The organism is Corynebacterium striatum ATCC 6940, assembly GCF_000159135.1.
GTDB lineage: Bacteria > Actinomycetota > Actinomycetes > Mycobacteriales > Mycobacteriaceae > Corynebacterium > Corynebacterium striatum.
In genome coordinates this window covers 61,627-76,795 of record NZ_GG667531.1, presented here as the reverse complement: position 1 = coordinate 76,795, position 15,169 = coordinate 61,627, and the positions used below count along the sequence as shown (strand labels likewise).

Annotated in this window: 13 protein-coding genes and 1 pseudogene; 6 read left to right on the top strand and 8 right to left on the bottom strand. The window is 56.6% G+C overall.

Annotated features, from left to right (window positions below; genetic code table 11):
* Positions 1-53 precede the first annotated feature (53 nt).
* The 4 genes and pseudogenes from HMPREF0308_RS11890 (at position 54) to HMPREF0308_RS11875 (ending at position 3,276) form a co-directional block, all read left to right on the top strand.
* Positions 54-467 (top strand): (deoxy)nucleoside triphosphate pyrophosphohydrolase, encoded by a 414-nt coding sequence (locus HMPREF0308_RS11890; RefSeq protein WP_005531957.1) that lies wholly within the window; start codon positions 54-56, stop codon positions 465-467.
* Positions 468-516: 49 nt separating this feature from the next.
* Positions 517-777: pseudogene (locus HMPREF0308_RS11885) on the top strand (NUDIX domain-containing protein); the annotation flags it as partial.
* A gap of 530 nt (positions 778-1,307) precedes the next feature.
* The gene (locus HMPREF0308_RS11880; RefSeq protein WP_034657589.1) at positions 1,308-2,345 is read left to right on the top strand and encodes a DNA cytosine methyltransferase; all 1,038 of its coding nucleotides are present in this window, start codon (positions 1,308-1,310) and stop codon (positions 2,343-2,345) included.
* 10 nt (positions 2,346-2,355) lie between these two features.
* Complete coding sequence (locus HMPREF0308_RS11875) at positions 2,356-3,276, top strand: NaeI family type II restriction endonuclease (protein WP_005531948.1); 921 nt, start codon at positions 2,356-2,358, stop codon at positions 3,274-3,276.
* Positions 3,277-3,407: 131 nt separating this feature from the next.
* Here HMPREF0308_RS11875 and HMPREF0308_RS11870 read toward each other — a convergent pair whose 3' ends face one another.
* A complete protein-coding gene (locus tag HMPREF0308_RS11870) occupies positions 3,408-6,386 on the bottom strand; it encodes an FAD-binding and (Fe-S)-binding domain-containing protein (RefSeq protein WP_034657588.1) in 2,979 nt (992 codons plus the stop codon).
* A gap of 129 nt (positions 6,387-6,515) precedes the next feature.
* Between HMPREF0308_RS11870 and HMPREF0308_RS11865 the strand changes: the two genes are divergently transcribed.
* Positions 6,516-7,307: a GntR family transcriptional regulator gene (locus HMPREF0308_RS11865; RefSeq protein ID WP_005531944.1), complete on the top strand. Its 792-nt coding sequence runs from the start codon at positions 6,516-6,518 to the stop codon at positions 7,305-7,307.
* A 17-nt stretch (positions 7,308-7,324) separates the two neighbouring features.
* On the opposite strand, the gene HMPREF0308_RS11860 is transcribed toward HMPREF0308_RS11865, so the two are convergent.
* The 4 genes from HMPREF0308_RS11860 to HMPREF0308_RS11850 form a co-directional block, all read right to left on the bottom strand.
* Complete coding sequence (locus tag HMPREF0308_RS11860; RefSeq protein WP_005531942.1) at positions 7,325-7,585, bottom strand: hypothetical protein; 261 nt, start codon at positions 7,583-7,585, stop codon at positions 7,325-7,327.
* A 15-nt stretch (positions 7,586-7,600) separates the two neighbouring features.
* Positions 7,601-8,950: a TRAP transporter large permease subunit gene (locus tag HMPREF0308_RS11855; protein ID WP_005531940.1), complete on the bottom strand. Its 1,350-nt coding sequence runs from the start codon at positions 8,948-8,950 to the stop codon at positions 7,601-7,603.
* 176 nt (positions 8,951-9,126) lie between these two features.
* Entirely contained in the window at positions 9,127-9,273 is a 147-nt protein-coding gene (locus HMPREF0308_RS13750) for a hypothetical protein (RefSeq protein ID WP_005531938.1), read from the bottom strand.
* 66 nt (positions 9,274-9,339) lie between these two features.
* Positions 9,340-10,590 carry an MFS transporter gene (locus tag HMPREF0308_RS11850; RefSeq protein ID WP_034657586.1) on the bottom strand — a complete coding sequence of 417 codons (1,251 nt, stop codon included), beginning with the start codon at positions 10,588-10,590 and terminating at the stop codon, positions 9,340-9,342.
* Between the two features lie 124 nt (positions 10,591-10,714).
* Between HMPREF0308_RS11850 and HMPREF0308_RS11845 the strand changes: the two genes are divergently transcribed.
* Positions 10,715-11,278, top strand: a complete 564-nt coding sequence (locus HMPREF0308_RS11845) for a hypothetical protein (protein ID WP_223197284.1) — start codon at positions 10,715-10,717, stop codon at positions 11,276-11,278.
* A 27-nt stretch (positions 11,279-11,305) separates the two neighbouring features.
* Here HMPREF0308_RS11845 and HMPREF0308_RS11840 read toward each other — a convergent pair whose 3' ends face one another.
* From HMPREF0308_RS11840 to HMPREF0308_RS11830, 3 genes are all read right to left on the bottom strand, one after another.
* Positions 11,306-12,166, bottom strand: a complete 861-nt coding sequence (locus HMPREF0308_RS11840; protein ID WP_204374078.1) for a hypothetical protein — start codon at positions 12,164-12,166, stop codon at positions 11,306-11,308.
* Positions 12,167-12,344: 178 nt separating this feature from the next.
* Positions 12,345-13,232, bottom strand: a complete 888-nt coding sequence (locus HMPREF0308_RS11835; RefSeq protein ID WP_005531931.1) for a hypothetical protein — start codon at positions 13,230-13,232, stop codon at positions 12,345-12,347.
* 60 nt (positions 13,233-13,292) lie between these two features.
* Complete coding sequence (locus HMPREF0308_RS11830; RefSeq protein WP_034657585.1) at positions 13,293-14,987, bottom strand: carboxylesterase/lipase family protein; 1,695 nt, start codon at positions 14,985-14,987, stop codon at positions 13,293-13,295.
* Positions 14,988-15,169: the final 182 nt, after the last annotated feature.

Here is a 15,169-nt window from a genome sequence, read left to right as displayed (position 1 = left end):
TAAGTAACAGCTCACTGTCTACACGTTTTCGAGATCCAAGGCACAATAGAGTCATGTCTAAACCTATCCGCGTCGTGGGCGCCGTCTTCGTCGATGAAGAACGCACACAGCTTTTAGCCTTCCGCAAGAAGCCCGGCACCTCCCTTGCTGGCAGGTGGGAATTTCCCGGCGGCAAGATCGAACCCGGCGAAACACCAGAGCAAGCACTCGCGCGCGAACTAAAGGAAGAACTCAGCATCGAAGCCACCATCGGCGAGAAGGTCACCACCACCGTGCACGAGTACGATTTCGCCACCATCGAGCTCACCACCTTTTACTGCACCACCACCGCCTCCCTGCTAGCCGACAATCTCAGTCTCACCGACCACGACGATACGAAATGGGTTACCTCCACAGAGGCCGCGCAGCTGACTTGGGCTCCCGTAGATATCCCGGCGGTAGAAGCTATTGCTTCTAGTCACAGCTAAGAAAGGAATCCACCCGCGGACTTGACCAATTAGATAGGAACACCCCGAGCGAGCCCTCGCCCGTGAACTTCACGAAGAGCTCGGTATCGAAGCCACCATCGGCGAGAAGGTCACCACCACCGTGCACGTGTATAAGTTCGCCACCATCGAGCTGACCACTTTTCGCTGCACCACCGAGGCCAACCTGACAACCGAAGGCCTCGTCCTCACCGACCACGACGCTACCCACTGGGTCACCCCAGACAAAGCCCAAGAACTAGAGTGGGCGCCGACCGACATTTCGAGCCTCAAACTTTTAGGCCTGGAATAACGAAACTCCGGTATGTGTCAGACTCCAGCATTTGCCGTATCTTAATTCCAGCTTCAAAGACTTCCATCTGGTGCTCAATCATGTATTCAACAATCGGATGAGTAATTTTTCCACCATTGGTCGCTTTTCCTGGATACTCTGGGCGTGCAGTTAATGAGTCGTAGTATTTTCGCTCGACACCATTAACATTGCGGAATTTCGTGTCCTCTTCATCTAGCTCGATTTCAGGGTGGACGGCGCATCTACGCAGTAGACTCGAGAGCTTTTCGATTTCCGAACTCGGCGGCGTTTTCGGTCACCCATACTTGATCCCGATCGCAGCTACTACCAAGATCTCATCTCGATGCCAGGGCACTCGCGTCGTTTTCATGCAAATACACCTCTTAAGGGAACAAGAGTTCGTAAAATTATATGGAATGTCCGCCAACTCGCTATGCTCTCAACAGAGAATCACCACAGACGCTTTATTAATCAAACCATTATCACACGATGGTTGTTTACGTTTTCACGACCAGAAAGGAACCGGCTCGATGGCTACCTCACGCCTCCACTCATTCGAGATTTGCGCTGGCGCTGGCGGCCAGGCTTTGGGCTTAGAACAGGCAGGTTTCCATCACGCAGCGGTCGTCGAAATTGATAATTGGGCCGCTGAAACTCTCCGCCAGAACCGCGGAACTGAAGGACCTCTTGGAAAATGGAATGTCCATGAAATGGACGTCCATGACCTGGATGGTAGGCCATGGAGAGGGAAAATCGATCTATTTGCTGGCGGAGTTCCATGCCCTCCTTTTTCAATAGCAGGTAAGCAACTTGGTGCCGACGATGAACGCGACCTCTTTCCACAGGCGCTACGTCTGATCAACGAAATTGATCCACGTGCTGTGCTTCTAGAAAACGTTAAAGGGCTCGGTCAAAAACGGTTTGACTCCTACCGAAATCAAATAATCGATCAGCTTGAAAAGATGGGGTACACCGCCTTTTGGAAACTTCTCCAAGCAGCTGATTATGGAGTGCCGCAGCTTCGACCAAGGTTCATCCTTGTCGCTTTAAAGAATGAATTTGCCAACTATTTTGCCTGGCCGAAAGTAGTTAAATCACACACGCCGGTGGGAACAGCACTTCTCCCGCTCATGGCAGAAAATGGTTGGCCTGGGGCTGAAGCTTGGGCTCGAAACGCAAACACAGTGGGCCCGACTCTTGTTGGCGGAAGCAAAAAACACGGTGGGCCAGATGTAGGGCCAACGCGCGCTCGAGAAGCCTGGAAGAAACTCGGAATCAAGGGCTCCTCTATCGCCGAATCACCGCCAGCTGCTGATTTCACAACAGACCCCGAACAAGAAATGCCGCGTTTGACGGTACGAATGGGTGGTGTCATCCAAGGTTTCCCCGAGGACTGGAAGTGGGCCGGTGGGAAAACCGCACAATGGCGACAGGTTGGCAATGCCTTTCCTCCGCCGGTGGCCAAGGCAATCGGCGAACGCATAAAGTTCGCGCTGCGAAAGAAACCAATTCCGAAGTCTCTAGAACCTGCAACACCAACCCGTGTCAACCAGCTGAGTCTGATTTAAAATTGGCAAGGTGATTGCCAAGATTCAACCTGAAACGATTTCTATACAGCTAGCGGCTGCATTCAAGAAGCAAGACCCTACTGGAGAACGCCTCGGACGTGTCTTCCGCGAGTCTTTCGACCAGATTTATGATGGTCAACATACTGGACGTTTCGCCATTAGCCAGCTCAGTAAAACCGAATCTGCTCACCTCGGCTCAATAGTTGAAATCAACATTCGCCGAGAATTCGACGGCTTTATCGGCGACGGTGAGGTGATGGATTTCGACATCGAGGGCTTCGAAGTTGACTGCAAGTACTCGAAACAGAAGTTTGGCTGGATGATCCCTATCGAGGCTCTCGGACATCATGGAATGCTTTGCCATGCCGACGATGAGCAGGGAACTTTTCGAGTTGGATTCGCTCTTCTCGATGACTCAATTCTGACTAGAGGCGGCAATCGCGACGGCAAGCGCTCAATTTCCGCCGCTGGTCGCAGCGCAATTCAATGGCTTTTCCTAGACGAAGCTTTTCCGCCGAACACCCTCCTACAACTCAGCGAGGAGGACCGAGCAAAGATTTTCTCTTCAGGTTCCGGAGCTCAGCGCCTCAATGAATTGTTCAGAATTGCTCAAGGCATCATAGTCCCACGCGGCATCATCGCCACTGTCGCGCAGCAAAAGGATTATATGAAACGTATTCGATACAACGGAGGCTCTCGTTCTGCTCTACAGCCTGAGGGGATCGTGATCCTTGGAGATTACCTCAAGCACCAGAAAATTGCCTCCGAATTAGGGCTGCCAATCCCCAAAGACGGCGATTCACTATCAACGCGATTGGTTAAGTGTGAGAAAAGCTTCGAGGGCTCTAAGACCTATATCGATGATTCTTACTGGCGAATTGCAACACCGACCGATGAAGTCGAACCAGCTCCGACACTCCCGTTCAAGTAGACATCTAAACCCCGGTCCTGATGTAATGACGCCCATTGAACAACCAGCGCTAGTACAACACAGCCAGCGGCCGGCCTTCCCTACTTCGTGGTGGAAGCCCGGCCGATGATGTGGTTATATCGGGCGCTTGCTTAGTTGTAGTAGCTGGCCTTGTCGATGATGCCGTGGACGATCTCAGCGATGTGCTTGGCATCGGTGCCGGTGCCCTGCTCAATCTGAGTGCGGCAGGAGAAGCCATCAGCGATGACAACCTTGCCTTCCGCGGCTGCCTTCCTCACCTTCGGGAATAGTTCGCGCTCCCCCAGCGCCATGGACACGTCAGCGTGGCCTTTCTCAAAGCCCCAGTTGCCGGCCAGGCCGCAGCAGCCGGTAGCGATCTGTTCCTCGTTGATCCCCAATGCCCGCAGCACGGCAGCGGAATGTTGCGGGTCGCCCAGTGACTTCTCATGGCAGTGCACCTGTGTCAGCGCGGAGACATCGCCCGGCGCGATGACGCCGGCGGCGACGAATTGCTCAAGGCGGCTGGCAATAAACTCGCTAAACGAGTGGGTGTTGCGTGCTAGGTTCTTAATCACTGCGCCGTATGTCGGGTCGTCGCAAAGCTCAGCGGCTTCATGTTGCAGCATCACGGTGCATGAGGGCTCCACGCCGATGACCTGCAGGCCACGGTCCAGGTAAGGTTTCATCACCTTCGCCGTCTGCTTGAGTACGCGCTGCGTCATATCCAACTGACCCGTCGAGTGCCAGGTCAGGCCGCAGCAGACGAACTGTTGAGGGATAATGACCGTGTAGCCGAGTGCTTCGAGAACCTCAACTGCGGCCGTCGCAGGCGAGGTACCCAACGAGGAGTTGAAGGAGTCCGGCCACAGCACGACCATCCGCTCGTTGTCGGCCAGCGGCGGTACCGTCGCCTTGTCATTGTTGTGCGCGGTGCCGCTGTTCGCGGTGCCGTTGTGCGCGACGTCGTCAAGCGCGGCGACGGGGGTGTGCTGCTTGTGCCACTTGCGCAGAGACGTGTGGGCGAAGCGGATGAGCGGACGGTTCGGATCGAGGCCGCCCGCCTTCGCGATGAGCTTGTCGAGGCCCTTGGTGGACATCGCCTTATCGATGAGCGTGGGCACCACCGGAATCTTGTGCGCGATATACCCCAGCAGCGGCAGCCAGCCCATCACGTAGTGCGCGCCTGGGCGCAGCTTTCCTTTGTAATGGTTGTGCAGGAACTCCGCCTTATACGTCGCCATGTCCACGTTCACCGGGCATTCGGAAACGCACGCCTTGCAGGACAAGCACAGGTCGAGGGCTTCCTCCACTTCCTTGGAATCGAAGCCGTCCCCTATGGACTCGCCACGGAACATCTCACTGAACATGCGGGCACGGCCGCGGGTCGAGTGCATCTCGTCGCCGGTGATCTGGAAGGACGGACACATCGAGCCCGACTCACTACGACAAGCGGACACGCCAACGCAACGGTTAATTGCATTGACCATCGAGCCCTTGTCGTGGCTCAGCGCGTGGACCGGAGTGAGCTCAAAGTGACGCTGCCCCGGCGCCATGCGCAGGCCCTGGGTCACGGCATCGGCCTTGACGAGCACGCCTGGGTTGAAGAAGTTCTCCGGGTCGAAGATCTCCTTGAACTGCTCAAACAACGCACGCATCTCATCGGAGTACATGCGGTCCAGCAGCGCCGATCGGGCACGGCCATCGCCATGCTCACCGGAGAGCGATCCGCCATACGAGGACACCAGCTCAGCGGCCTCATTCATGAAGGACTCAAACTGCTTGACGCCCTCCTCAGTACCAAAATTGAAGGAGATGCGCACGTGCACGCAGCCCTCACCGAAGTGGCCAAAAGGAATGCCGCGCAGCTCGTACTTGTCCATCAACGCGTAGAGGTCCCGCAGGTAGTCCGCGAGGTTCTCCGGGGGAACTGCGGAGTCCTCCCAGTTGGGCCAGGCTTCCCCGCCATCCGGCAGACGGGTCACAATGCCCGCGGACGCCTCGCGGATGCGCCACAACTCGCGCATCTCCTTCTGCTCGTGAACCACCACGTAGTCCACGGTCTCTACGGCAGTGGCCACCTCCTGCGCACGCGCGAGCGCATGCTCCAGGTCCTCAGCACCAACCTCACAGTAGAGCCAGCCGCCAGCCTCAATCCCCTTGCGGTTGCCCGGCAGATTCTCACCCGCGTGCTCCTGCCCCACTTTGGAGCGCAGCGCCCCCAGCAGATCTCCGCCCATACCCTCAATGGTCGCCACGTCAGGCAAACGCAGCTTGGCCGCGGCAGCCGCTGCGTCAAAGACCGTATCGAAGGCCAACACCGCAAGTGCCTTGGCCTTGGGCACCGGCACCAACTTGACCGTCAGCTTGGTGATGATGCCGGTGGTTCCCTCCGATCCCGCCAACGCCTTGGCAGTGTCGAAGCCATTGCGCTCCAAGAGGTAGTGCAAACCGTAACCGGACACCTGGCGTGGAAAGCGGCCGAGCTCGGCGTCGATAAGCGCGGCGTTGTCCTCCACCAAAGCCTTAAGCTGTGCGTCAATCTCAGGGTCGTCGCAACCGCCCTCGCTAAAGGTCACCTCGCGGCCATCGGCCAGCATGATCGTAACGTCAACGAGGTTCTCCGCGGCCGTACCAAAAGCCACCGAGTGGGAGCCACAGGCATTGTTGGCCACCATGCCGCCCACAGTGCAGCGCGAGTGCGTGGAAGGATCCGGGCCGTAAGTGAGGCCGTGCGGGAGGGCGGCGTCGCGCAGCGCATCTGCCACCACACCTGGTTCGATGGTGGCAGTGCGCTTGGCGACGTCGATATCCAGAATGCGGTTGAAGTAGCGCGAGGTATCGATGATGAGACCCTCGCCAATGGCGTTACCCGCAACGGACGTGCCGCCGCCGCGACCCACGACCTTCCAACCTTTGGCCTTCGCGATGTCCAAACCATCGCGAATCTCGTCCACGTTGTGCGGCTCCAAAATGGCCGAGGGCACGCGGCGGAAGATGGAGGCGTCTGAGGTATAAGCCGCGCGTGATGCCATGTCGGTGCGCAAGTTCGTGCGTGCAATCTTTGAGTAGACGCTGGGGTCTAAACGATTGAAGTGAATTGTATTCGTCATTTTCGCAGCTTTCGATGTGGTACTCATCAGTGACTCGGCCTCAAGGTAAGTAACATGTTACTTCACGAAGGGGCCCTCCGGGCAAGAACTTCGCCTCAATTCATCGGCAATTCGTTATGGTGATTAGCTATGGCAACAAACTCCCCGGCAGCGCAGTCCTCGTCAAGCACCCAGCCAGCACGAGCCATGGCGCTTGCGGTGACACCTGCAAAGAACCTGGCCACCCAGGTCATGAACTACGTGCGCGATTGTGCGCAAAATGGCTCAATGGCACCCGGCGAGTGGTACAGCGTCTACAAGCTTTCAGAAGAGCTGGGCATTTCCCGCTCCCCCGTTCGCGACGGCTTGCTGCGCCTAGAAGAAGCCGGACTCATTGAATTCTCCCGCAACCGGGGATTCCAGATTGTAGAGACCAAGCCTTCCGATGTTGCCGATATCTTCGACATGCGCCTGGCCCTAGAGCCGCGCATCGCCGCCCGCGCCGCGTTGGCACGCAGCGACGAGCAGCTGGCGCAGATGCGCGCGCTCCTCCAATCCATGGAAGCCAGCGTCCAGTCCGGCAACGAGCCGGAGTTTTTCTCTTGGGACAAGCAGCTTCACGACGCCATCTTGGTCGCCGGTGGCTCTACCCGCGCCAGGGACACCCTGGACAAGCTGCGCACGCACACCCAAATTCTGACCGATTCCACGGTGCGCAACGAGCGCTCCTTGGAGCAGGTGCATTCAGAGCACGTACCGATCATTGATGCCATCGCAAAAGGCGACGCCCAAAGGGCGCGACAGGACATGGCGTCACACATCACGGCAACCGGTCGCCTGCTCCTGCGCCAGACTCTGCGCCGCCGCAACCCGCAGCTATCAGAAGCCGAGGCAGAGCAGCGAGTCGAAGAGATTTGGGATGCTCACACCCGTGAGCTTTAGGGCATGTGCTTTAAAAATTAATCCTCACCGTGTGCGCGAACGTGGGCCTTTTCTGCGTCCGTCTTGGGACGGTAGTTCAGGATGAAGGCGCATACAGCGCACAGGGTAGAACAGGTAAAAGTCACCGGAGCCAACCAGTTTTCTACGCCGGTCACGGTGCCTTGGTTAAGGGTTACGATGCCCAGGCTCTGGGTTGCGATGATACCCACGCCACCGAGGAGGAAGGCGAAGAGGAACAGGAAGAACAGCGCTTGGACGAGTCCGAAGAATGTTTTCATGATGCTTGAGCTCCTTTAAGCCGGGACGTAGATGGGAAGCCAGCCCATGCCGATGAGCCATGCCAGCGCAATCATCGGGAGGACGAAGAACAGGATGAGCGGGACGAACATCTTTGGCGGGTCCGCCTCGGCCATTGCTGCGGAGAGGTAGATCGGCGCACCGACTGGAGGCGAAGCGCCCTCGGTCGAAGTGCACAGCAGGATGACCACGATGGCCACAGTGGGATCGATTCCCACGGCGGTCAGCGCCGCAACTGCGGGCGCACCGATAGCGGCTGCGGTTGCAGTGGACGAGAGCGGCGTTGCCACGAGGACGGCCAGGATGCCCACGGCGATGAGCATGACCCACTTAGGCAGTGACATTGCATCGAGCAGGCTCGAAAGCTGATCGCCGACGCCGAGCTCCTCCATGATCTTCGCCGCGGTAAGCGCCGCGAAGAGGGAGATACCAACGGTGGCGAACTGCGGAAGGTCGCGCTTGAACTGCGCTGCGAGGTGCACATTGTTGGCACGGATTCGCCATGCGCCTTCGATAAGGGCGATGAGGGTGATAAGAATCGGCACCCAGACGATGATCGAAATGGCTTTCACACCGTCCTCGCCGATGTTGGCTTCCTTGCCCAAGTAGCCGGCCAGCGGTCCGATGGTCAGGAGCACTGGGACGATGATGCCCAGGAAGATAGAGGGTGAGGACCAGCCGTGCTTGATGGCGTGGCCGAAGCTGACCATCTCCTCGCGCTCGGTTGCCTTGATGCCGTCACGGCGAGTCCACCAGAACACAACGATGAGGCGGTAGAGCACCGCGTAGGCGCCGCCGCAGGCAAGTGCGACGTAGACGCTGGATGCAGAGGCGCCCGCTGCGGCAGGCAAAGCCAGGATGATGAACATGGTGGAGTTCGGCGGCAGCGCCACGCCAAGGCCGGAGTTGCCGGCGACGAGCGTTGCGGCGCGCTCCGAGGTCCAGCCCGCTTTCTTCATCCATGGGATGGTGACGGATCCGACCGTCGCGGAGTTGCCCGCGGTGGAGCCAGCCATCAGGCCGATCATTGCCGAGCCCAGCGTCGAGACATAAGCAGCGCCGCCACGCACGCGTCCGAAGATCGAGTTGAGAATCTCAATCAAGCGGTCAATGAGTCCAGTTGCCTGAACGATGATGCCCATGAAGACGAATGCCATACCGGCGAAGGTGACTTCAGACTGCGCAGCCTCCTTGGCGGATTCCCACAGTAGTGCTGGTGCTCGAGTGCCGCCCAGCAGAGCGGTACAGATGAGCGCTACGACGAGAGATTCGGAGATATCCCTCTTCAAGAGCGTGTTAAAGACCACGGTTACCGCGATGAAGATTGCTAGTGCGGCAATACCCATGAGTCCCTCCTCACATAATTCAGATTAAAGAAAACCGTTTCGGTGATGGCGCTCACAGTAGCATGTTACATGTCAATCATTTGCAATTTTCGCAAAACGCAAATACCCCCGCACCACCCACAATCGGGCAGTACAGGGGCATAAGGAAGCTTGGAAGATGACCTCAAACGTGCAGATTAACGGTCAAAGACCTTCAAAATATCGTCGAGTTTCCGCTGATAAACTTGGACCCGCTCTTCGTAACGCTGGGCAATCGACGACACGCGCAGTAGACGGGAGGACTTGGGGGAAGCAAAGACCACAACGACGTCCTTCTCCCCCATCTAAAGCAGTTGTTCTACAGAACCGCGGTAGGTATGACCGGACAGATTGTGCACGGAACGCCCCAGCTAACCCTTACGTGGAATTCTTTTAAGGATGGCTTTTCTCTCCGCCAAAGTTTCACGGCTAAACATCCACGCAACGACACCCATCGCAGCGACCAATCCGCACACGGCAAAAGCCTTGGCAAAACCAAAGTAGTCCGCCAATCCCCCGACTACGATGGGGCCGAGGATTTGACCGAAGTCGCCGGCCATCTGAAATGTCGACAAGACCTGCCCACCGGAGCGTTGGTTGCCCACTACGTCACCGATCGCTGCCGTTTGCGCGGGATTGATAAGGCCAGAAGAAGCTCCGGCCAGTGCAGACACCACCAGGAGCGTCAAGACAGAATCTGCAAGGCCGAGCAATCCCACAAATACACCGGTGCCGATGAGTCCGATCAGAATCAGAGGGCGTCGACCATAAGTGTCCGCCCATTTTCCTGAAAACTGCAGCACTACAGCGTTGCCGAACGCGAAGACTGCCAACGCAAAACCTGATGCCGCCGCACCGTTATGGAAAACTGTTGCCGCAAACAGCGGAAGCACAGACACGCGTACGCCCATGTTGATCCAGCCTTGGGCAAAGTTGGAGGTCAACACCGCCCGGAAAGCGGTATCGTGCCATGCCTCGTTAAGTTTCATCGGCTGCAGTTTTGTCGCGTTGGGGTCATCTTCCTCAATTGCGGGCATCAGAATCCACACGACTACCGCAGCTAAGGCCACGCCGAGCCCATAGATAACAAACGGCCAACGAAAACCGAGGAAAGACAAGCTGGCGCCAAGCAACGGGCCGATGACGTTGCCCAAAAGAAAGGCAGTGGCATAGGTGGCCGAACACTTTCCACGAATGCTCGGAGGTGACAGTCTCACGATGAGTCCCATGGCGGAGACCGTGAACATCGTCGAACCAATGCCAGCCAAGGCCCTGAACACTACGATGCGCCAATACTCTTGCGAGATGGCGACGAGTCCCGTGGTCACGGCCACTGTAAAAAGTCCGCCAAGATAGACCCAACGGGATCCAAACCTATCGACAAGGCTTCCGGCACTCGGCGCAAAGACCAAACGGCTAGCGGAGAAAATGGATACCACCATTCCTGCCGCGGCCATCGAAACATCGAAGCTGACCACGAACTGCGGAAGCAGCGGCGCGATCAGCCCGTAGCCCAAAGCAATAAGGAAAGCCGCGGAGACCATAATCCAGATTTCACGAGGAATCTTTGCCGGCTGCCCGAGCGCATCGATTGGCTCTGCGGAATTCTCTTTATTTGTCATAGCAACAAACACCATAGTCCGACGTTCAGCACTTAAGTAACCAGAACTAAAGACAACTTCACCGATAGAACATGTGTTCTAAAAAAGGTCCGGTATGTCAGGCCTCCTAAATATCATCCGTGTCATGAAGAACCACAAGAACTCCCCCTACCGCCTCAACCCCAACGCTATGCCAGCTCGCCGCAACTCCACGCGTTACTCCCGCCATCCTCAAGAAACCCATTCGCTCACGGCCGGTGAACTAGCAGTTGAGATTCTTTTCCACGAGAACGAAACTGTCAACGCCCTCAATGGCGCGCTTCGGCATCCGCGCTCACTAGCCCGCCCTACACCCACATGGCGCCCACCGCTCAAGGAACTACCGTCCGTAGCAGGCTTCCCTAGCTTGAATATGACATTGACGCGGCACCGTGTAGGCGAGCGAGCTCGCGCACGCGTTCTCGGTTACGGTGAGGAGCGAGTCCCCACCTACCTGATTTCAGTACGTATTACCGACCCAACAGGAAGTGCCGTTATGCCTAATGTTGCCGAGGCATGGGTGCGTGCCATGGTGCCGCCGGCACTGGCTGACTCGATTCACGAGACTAGCCGCGGCGACGCGCACAATTTCGTCTGGCTGGTTGACAGCAACTACGTCCCAGTCCACTCCCCGGCTTCTTTGTTTACTGGATTTAGTCAGGCGGCTTAACCGCCAAGCTGCTAGCTGCCTAGGTGCCTAGGTGCCTGTCGAATACTCGGATGCTCGATACGCATCTTCGCTATAACCCTTGTTGTCCGCACTTTCTTGGAAGATATGTTCCACAATCGATCTATTTCCTGGGAACACAAAATAAGTGCGTAGCGCGATAGGCGCAAAGCGGATGAGCGTACAGGCAAGGAGCAAGGTGAATGCCTTGTCGACGGAGTGCGATAGAAGTGCTTGACAAATAATTGCCAGGCGCTCATCACCAGTAATCAGCTGGAAATACAGCAACAGGCCTGGACGCCCGATGCCATCGCTGTTTCCAAAGGAGAAAATCAGCGGATAGACGGAAACCATTCCACACAGCATGCCGCCTACGAGACCGGTTGCAATTGTTCCCGTCACATATCGGAAAAAGCTGCGGCTACCTAGCACACCGAACAAGAACCCCACCAGTATCGCCACTGGATTAAACGCTAGTGGGTATGCGGCAAAGCTTGAGGCAACAACCGTGGCGCCAACACCCGTTGCCATGCCTAATACCGGACCATACAAGATCGCAATGACCATTGTGCCGATCGTGTCAAAGTAGAACGGGATGTTCGTGCCCATCACAAGGGAGCCAAAAATCAAGTTCACTGCCATGCCCATGATGGGGTTAAACATCATGTGCCGCGGTAAAGCACCGTGTTTGGAAATCAACAGGCACAACGTGGCAACAAGGCACAGTACCCAAATCACGATGGTCAACGGGCTTTCGAAAGTATAGGTAATGCTCCAAAACTCCGAATTCATCGTCAAAGCCCACGAAACTGTTGTAAGTAACATGGCAAGCGCAACAAGTAGCTGACGCCACCTGGTACGGAGTAAGTACGGCATAGTTGTGGATTTCACTTTGTTAGATTGGGGCAGGCGGCACGCAGAGCCGGCGAAGACACCATTACCGGGAAGAAGCCAGCATAGGGACATAAATTTACACCGCTTACAAGCAGAGCTGCGATGAAGCTTGTCTGCGGGTAAGCGGTGTGTAGGTAGCTAGAGCATTCTCGCAATCCTCATGGACGCGTTTACTCTAATCCTCACGCTCTTCGTTTCCGAAGTCTTCATCATCGTCACCATCGATGTCATCGTCACCATCGATGTCATCGTCATCAATGTCATCGTCATCGATGTCATCGTCATCGATGTCATCACCGTCGTCGGCGCCGAACAAGTCATAGACATCCGGTTCTTCGAATTCATCGTCGTCGAAGGAAACCAACTGTGCTTCCCAATCCATTGCCTGCTCAGAAACAAGGTTCAAGACATCGAAGAGACGGTCGAAGTCGGTGTAAGTGCCAAGCTCTAGGGCCTCAGCGGGAACCTCAATGATAGGAGCGACGTCGTCAAGCTCACCCGCCTCGAACAGTGCCAAGCGCTGCTCCTCGCTGATACCATCCGCGTCATCAGACTCCCACAACTCGTTGATTGCCTCGTCCTCGAGTTCGTCGAACTCTTCTTCATCAAAATCAAAGGCAAGGAATCGGACAATCGCGGAAGGAACACCGTCCACAGTTTCCACCAGAACACGCAGTTCAGAGTCATTTGCAACCTCAGCCACAACCAAGTTGGGGTTGAACTCGTCCTGCACAAATTCTAGATCAGTAATGCGCTCGTCCGTGCCTTCCAAAAGGTCACGTAACACAGTTACTACTTGGTCAGTAGCGATGTGCTTGGCCACAGCCTCAACAGCGTCATCCACAGAGAAGGCCACCGAGACTAAAACCGCCTCGAAGTCTTCATCATCTTCATCCACATCCGCCGCCGCAATGTAGACGTTCGCAGCTGGCAAGATAGGGTCAATTTCCACAAACTGAATTTCAAGGTCTGAGGTAATGGGCACAAACATCACGTCATCATTGACGCGGGACTCAATCCCCTCAGCGTCCAACGCGGAAGCGATATCTTCGAAAAAGCTCATTAGTGCAATCCATCCATGTGGCAGTTGGTCACCAAGGCAAACGCCAAGGCCATTCAGATCCTACCTGTTCTCCAGCGCCTCCGTTATGAAGCCCAGGGCAGAAAGCAGTTCCGGGCGCCCGCTTCCCCACTCCAACATGTTGTAGTTTTCCCATGCTTGGCGACGCCTCTCACAAGGCGCCTGAACCACTCGCGGCTCGGAGTCAAAAATCATCGTGTTACGCTGCGGCGATGCATACACCGGCCAATCCTCGTGCGGCTTGCCCGTGCGAATGAACGAGGACCACTGAGACTGCATCAACTCCGTCATGCCATCCATTAGTGAGCTATCTCCCATTCGAGTCAGAGCCGAAACTCGGGACGCCCCCGGGTCGCCGAAGATGTTGGAAAGCTCCATCGAGTGCATCGCTCCCAACCCCAGCCATCGCAACGCCGTCGGTGCAAAGTCGAAGCGGTACATCCACGTGTTGTTCGTGCGGGAATGCGCATCCGCAACGCGAACGGTGGGCGCCCAGAACAGGGCGTCGGTAAGCAAGTGCGCAAAGTCCTTACGCGCAATCGCCCCACCATAAGCCTTGACCACCGCCGGCGCGTTCACTTCATCGAAGGAAGCCAAAAGCCGCAGTGCCGCACGCTGCCGAGCACTTTGACGCTGGTACAGGAACTTGCCGAAGCTGGCCTCATCCGAGTTCGTGCCCACCAACAGCGGGACCTGAATTTGCTTGCCCTCTTCAAAGGCCAAAAGCGGATGCTGCGGAATGAGGTCGCCATCCACTGTGGGGGCGTAGCAGGAGTTCAAATGGAAAAGCTCGCCCGCACGCCACATCATGGATTGGCCGGCCCGCACGATGTCGCCGAAATCGTGGGTGCGCAAGTCATCGACGCTCGTCGCCCGCGGTAATGCCATGCGCGATACCAATTCTCGCGCCCAGAACGTCGACTGCGTGCGCGAATGCAACATACCAATAGGGGGCGACTGCGCAATGGCACGATTGAACAATCCCTCAGCCCGCGGAACCGTCATCAGTGTCAAAACCGCAGCACCGCCAGCTGACTCCCCCATCAACGTGATGTTTTCAGGATCGCCGCCAAAAGCCGCAATATTGCGTTTGACCCACTGCAACGCCAAGAGCTGATCCGAAACCGCAGGATTTGCCGTGCACTCCCCGCCCAGGCTACGCAAATCCAGGTAACCCAATGCGCCCAAGCGGAAGTTGACGGAAACGTAAACAACGCCCATCTGCGCGGCCAACTCGAAGCCCCGCAACATCAACATGTGCGAAGAACCCACAATAAAACTTCCCCCGTGCAGGTAGACCACCACGGGCAGCTTCTCATCATTATTGGGGCGCACCACGTCTAAGTGAAGGCAGTCTTCGGAGCCTTCGACGCGGTCCTGCCAAGAATAAATGGGTTGTGGAGCCACAGCCCCGAACTGTTTGCACTCCCGCACGCCTTCCCAAGGCGCCACTTTTTGAGCAGGCATAAACCGGTTGGCGCCACCCGTATCCGCGCCAAAGGGAAGACCACGCCAGGAGCGCACCGGGGAGGAGATAGGGCGATCGGTGCGCAGATCCTCCTCAAGACTGCCGCGCACCCAGCCGCTGTCGGTACGAACGGTCAGATCATCTTCCCAGGCATTAGCAGCGGCCACCGCTGCCGCCCGTGCCCGCGCATGCGCGCTGGCCGCATGCATTTTGGCTACGGCGGAACTTGCTTCACGAGACCTCAGCCCGTAAGTTCCATCAGCATTCATATCTACAAGATTAGGAGAGTTTTACGAGCAATGTCTGGCAGCCAGCTGCGACTACGCCCATAGCAAATACCGGCTAGCCCACAGGAAGCTTTCAGGTTGAAGGCCGAATCTTACGCTACGGTGGGAAATAAACGTGGCGCGCCAGTCGGAGCGCCATTATCAATATTGAGAGGTGAACAAAA